This is a genomic window from Streptomyces sp. SID3343 (assembly GCF_009865215.1).
Lineage (GTDB): Bacteria > Actinomycetota > Actinomycetes > Streptomycetales > Streptomycetaceae > Embleya.
Genome location: NZ_WWJX01000630.1, coordinates 1 through 789, shown reverse-complemented (window position 1 = coordinate 789; position 789 = coordinate 1). Strand labels below are relative to the sequence as shown.

1 protein-coding gene is annotated in these 789 nt (G+C 72.4%); it reads left to right on the top strand.

Going from position 1 to position 789, the window contains the following annotated elements:
• Positions 1 to 95: 95 nt before the first annotated feature.
• Entirely contained in the window at positions 96 to 692 is a 597-nt protein-coding gene (locus GT354_RS19495; RefSeq protein ID WP_161357578.1) for a hypothetical protein, read from the top strand.
• The last annotated feature ends 97 nt before the right edge of the window (positions 693 to 789 follow it).

The window sequence follows — 789 nt, the reverse complement described above, 5'->3', positions numbered from 1 at the left end:
GTGGGCGCACCGGCGCGCCCGGGTCTCGCACCCGGGTCTCGCATCCGCGTCGGCGCCCGGGGGGCGTGTCCGAGGACCGCGCTAGGGTCTGGGCAATGATGGCTCGCGCGCGTCTCGTCCTCCCTGCCCTGCTCGTTGCCGCGCTGCTCGCCGGGTGCGGCGAATCCACCGGCTCGGGCGCCGGAGCCGGCTCCCCGACCGACGCGGCAGCCGTCGAGCGGGCCCGGGAGTTGGGAACCACGCCGCAATACGTATACGTCACCGAGATACCCGGGTTCACGGTCGCGCCGCAGTCCGTCGGGGTGTCCGGCGACGCCGGCTTCCAGGCCGTCTACGTCAGGCGTGACGGCGCGCAGATCACCCTCACCGTGGACACGATCAGACTCACCGACTCGACGTGTCCGTCGCTCGCCCTGGACGCGGCGCCGTCCGGGGGCGGCACATGCGAGCGTGACGCCGAACTGTGGTACCGGGCACAGGGATCCGCGCACGAGTACGCGGTCATGCGGGGATCCCTCGAAGTCCGTCTCTCGGCCGACACCGCTCACGTCGACCGGCCGATGCTGCTCGCGGCGGCCAGAGCCGCCCACCCCGCCGACGCCATCGAGTTCGACGCCGTGCTGCCCCGGCGCGGCGACCTGCCCACGACCGGCGACGGCGCGCCGATCGACCCGCCGAGGGTCGGCGGCTGACCCCGTTCGTCAACAGCCTCCTCAACGATCGGGTCGACGAACCTGTCGAGGTACCTGTCAACGGACCCGTCAACGGATCCGTCAACGGATCCGTCAA